The sequence below is a fragment of the Thioalkalivibrio thiocyanoxidans ARh2 genome (assembly GCF_000385215.1).
GTDB lineage: Bacteria > Pseudomonadota > Gammaproteobacteria > Ectothiorhodospirales > Ectothiorhodospiraceae > Thioalkalivibrio > Thioalkalivibrio thiocyanoxidans.
The window spans coordinates 1-3,083 of sequence record NZ_ARQK01000007.1 but is presented as its reverse complement, the minus strand read 5'-3'; the positions used below and the strand labels follow the sequence as shown (position 1 = coordinate 3,083).

General features: G+C 57.4%; 5 protein-coding genes. 2 read left to right on the top strand and 3 right to left on the bottom strand.

The window, feature by feature from the left end; genetic code table 11:
• Positions 1-244: 244 nt before the first annotated feature.
• Together G372_RS0100085 and parA are read right to left on the bottom strand one after the other, a co-directional pair.
• A complete protein-coding gene (locus G372_RS0100085) occupies positions 245-457 on the bottom strand; it encodes a plasmid partition protein ParG (RefSeq protein WP_019624938.1) in 213 nt (70 codons plus the stop codon).
• On the bottom strand, positions 450-1,094 hold the full coding sequence (gene parA, locus G372_RS0100080) for a ParA family partition ATPase (protein WP_019624937.1): 645 nt from the start codon (positions 1,092-1,094) through the stop codon (positions 450-452). Before parA ends, G372_RS0100085 begins: the two co-directional genes overlap by 8 nt.
• Positions 1,095-1,587: 493 nt before the next feature.
• Here parA and G372_RS0100075 point away from each other — a divergent pair, with 493 nt between their 5' ends.
• Both G372_RS0100075 and G372_RS0100070 read left to right on the top strand, forming a co-directional pair.
• The gene (locus tag G372_RS0100075; RefSeq protein ID WP_019624936.1) at positions 1,588-2,052 is read left to right on the top strand and encodes a hypothetical protein; all 465 of its coding nucleotides are present in this window, start codon (positions 1,588-1,590) and stop codon (positions 2,050-2,052) included.
• 83 nt (positions 2,053-2,135) lie between these two features.
• On the top strand, positions 2,136-2,480 hold the full coding sequence (locus tag G372_RS0100070) for a hypothetical protein (protein ID WP_019624935.1): 345 nt from the start codon (positions 2,136-2,138) through the stop codon (positions 2,478-2,480).
• Positions 2,481-2,683: 203 nt separating this feature from the next.
• Here G372_RS0100070 and G372_RS0100065 read toward each other — a convergent pair whose 3' ends face one another.
• The gene (locus G372_RS0100065; protein ID WP_019624934.1) at positions 2,684-3,016 is read right to left on the bottom strand and encodes an antitoxin Xre/MbcA/ParS toxin-binding domain-containing protein; all 333 of its coding nucleotides are present in this window, start codon (positions 3,014-3,016) and stop codon (positions 2,684-2,686) included.
• Positions 3,017-3,083 lie beyond the last annotated feature (67 nt).

Below are 3,083 nucleotides of genomic sequence, written 5' to 3'. Positions count from 1 at the left end.
GCGGTGGCTCCGCTAATGGACCGGCATGGGGGGCCGGTGGTGGGAACCCGATACCTATGGTGTCGGGTGCTCCGTCCTGGGAGGACGGGGATGGCTATCTAGCCCGCTTGTTAGCCCAGCGTCGGCTTCAGTAGAGCTCACCGTAGCGTGCGCATCAGTGGTCGGTCAAAGCCCCATCGAGGGGCTTGGTGAGGGCCTGCCCCGTGTTCCCTCCTAACTAGGAGGGAACACGGGGTCACCGGAATCACTGGTACTTGGATTCCAGCAGTTGCCGCACTTCTTCGGCGATCTTCGTTCCGCGCTCTGCGCACTGCATTTTGATCTTCCGATGCAGTTCTTCCGGTATATCGATCGTCAGTCGTTTGAGCTTTGGCTTCTCGACCGTTGCCCTGGTCCCGACCCACTCATCGACATTCTTCGTGGAAGGCTTCCCGCCGATGGACACGTGCTTACTCATACGTGGGCATCTCCGTGTAGTTGATGATTTCTGCTGTGAGCGCGTCGATCTCTCTTGCTGCCGGGCCTGTCGCGTCCAGCTCGTGCACGGACTGGCCGGCCGCGGCGCTTTCAGCGAACGCGACCCGCTGTGTGACGCTGGCTGAGAGGGTGGGGAACGGGTATTTCGACAGAGCCTCATTCACGTCTCGCCCAATCGCAGTCTTGGCGATTTTGCGATTAACCGCAAATACAGAAAACAGCTTTTCCTTAAATACAGAGGCTTCTTCGATGAGCTCCACCACTTCCTGGGCGGACCAGACGTCGTATGGGCTCGGCTGAACGGGGATGACAACTATGTCCGAGGCCATGATGGCGGATCGTGCGAGATCGGTGACGCGAGGGGGACCGTCGATGACGACGTGGTCGTAGCCGCTACCGATCCCGTCGATTTCCCGATGGATGGTGGCCCTTGGAAGACCGACGACGGGAAAAAGGGGATCACCCTCTCGTGATGCGGCCCAGTCCAGGGCGCTGCCCTGGGGGTCTGCGTCGATAAGAAGGACCTTGGCTCCCCCATGCGAAAGGCTCGAAGCGATGTTGATGGCGAGGGTTGTCTTCCCGACCCCGCCCTTCTGGTTTAGTACCCCGATGATCATGCACGCCCCCGCAATTCCGTAAATACAGAAAACTTCAAAATCGCAATAACAGAAATGCGGATGATAGACCAGGCAGGCTGATCTGCACCATTGGCTTGCACCCCATAGATCGTGGCGCCCGCATCCCGTGGTATCGAGTATCAGACTGATGCTTCGATAAGAGCGATGACGATTGGTGCCAAGGCTTCGATGAGCTTGGATGCGCTTTGAGTCAGCAGCGCGATTGCGACAGCACCCCATATCCACCGGGGGGCTTGGTGTCGAACTTGAGGAGATTTTTTGGGGGATGGGGGAAGCATGGGGCCATGCTACCCGCCTGCGCACCGTATCACGCCCAAAAAAATCCTGCAACATCAACCTGTTGCGTCGCAACCAGCAGCCTTTTCTGTTTTATAAGACCTTTTTTCCTATAAAAACCCTTATGCTTGACAATAGGCCCCTAATGTGGCATTATGGTGTCTAATTTGATCGAAAAGAAAAAAGGAGACCTATTATGACTAACGACAACATTGCCCAGCTTCGTAGCCTGTACGACAGCAACAGCGCTTATCAGGCGATCTTCGACTATCTGGCGGGGCGCACCCAAAACCGCTCGGTAATGAAGGTGGATAGGGTGGTGCAGCAACTCCAAGGAGAAGCGACCCGCAAGGATGTGATCGACCTCTCCAAGAAGCTTGAAGAGATGAATTTGGGCGCTTTCATCGTCGGACGACGAGGGAAACCATCCCGTTTCGAGTGGGCGTCGGAGCTGACCCAGGTTGGAAGGGTTGCCGCGGGGGAAGAGGCGGAATTGCGGCCATACAGCGCAGACGAAGAAGACTCTGAAGACCCCGAAGACATGGTGACGCACGAATATATGCTTCGCCCCGACCTCCCAATCGAGATTCGCCTTCCCGCAGATCTTACTGAGCGCGAAGCACAGCGCCTCGGGGAGTACGTGCGTACCCTGTCGTTCTAGTTCAGCCCATGGAAAACCTTATGGCTAGTCTAGGAATCGCGTAGTGTCAGGTCGGAGAGACCGAAGAGCAGGAGGGGGGAGGAATGGGAAAGACTTTCATTGGGGCAGCTGCTTTGGCTTTTGTTCTGGCTGGCTGCGATTGGGCAGATCAGAGGCAGTATGAGAGCTACATTGACCTGTGCCAGGACAGAGTAGAGGAAAGCGCGCGGCATATACCGCAGTTTGCGGAAGTTGACATTGGACGTTTGGAACCGGGTGAGGATGGCTCTTATCACCTTGTCGAAATTTCGGGGACCGTGCAGCTGGAAAACTCTTTCGGCGCCAAGACCTGGTATCACTATCAATGCCTAGTCATTGGGCATGGGTCTCAGGTATCGACTCGCGGCCTAATGCTGGAAGAGTTCACCCTGACAGAGGGTCGACGCTGACCCCCAGGGAACCCCGTTTACGGGGAATGTGGGTTCCTTCGTGCCTCTGGTGTTTCGCTGAAGGAACCCCGTTTACGGTGTCTAGGGGACCCTTTGTGCCCCGGCGTCAGGAAAAGGCGTACGAGCGGCCCGCACAAATAGATGACCGGCCGGAAGCGTCAGTGTCGTCGGACGGGGTTCTGTGATGAGCCTTCTGAGAGCCGCTATGTGGCCGCGCGCTCCAGGTAGCCCCTGACGCATAGCAGGCCCTGCAATCCCTCACGCCTGACGACTTCGACCGGGGCGCAGCCATCGAACGCACGATTGTGCGTCTTCATCCAGCGATAGGCCCTGCCCCGCTCATGCGGAAACAATAGGCGCAGGTTCTTGTGGATCCCCAGGATGTGGCCCGCACGATCCAAAGCATCGTGCTCATCCGGTAGTGGCTTTCCTCCGCGATAGTGCGAAAGCGCGTCCACGTCGCCCGGCACATGGCCCAGCATCGCGAGTGCTTCGTCTGTTTCAAGGCCCCAGTGATCGAATGCCTGCATCACCATTCGCGCTAGGGCGCCTCGGTCATGGGTCGATACCTCTGGGTATGCTGAATCCGTCATGCAGCCTCCG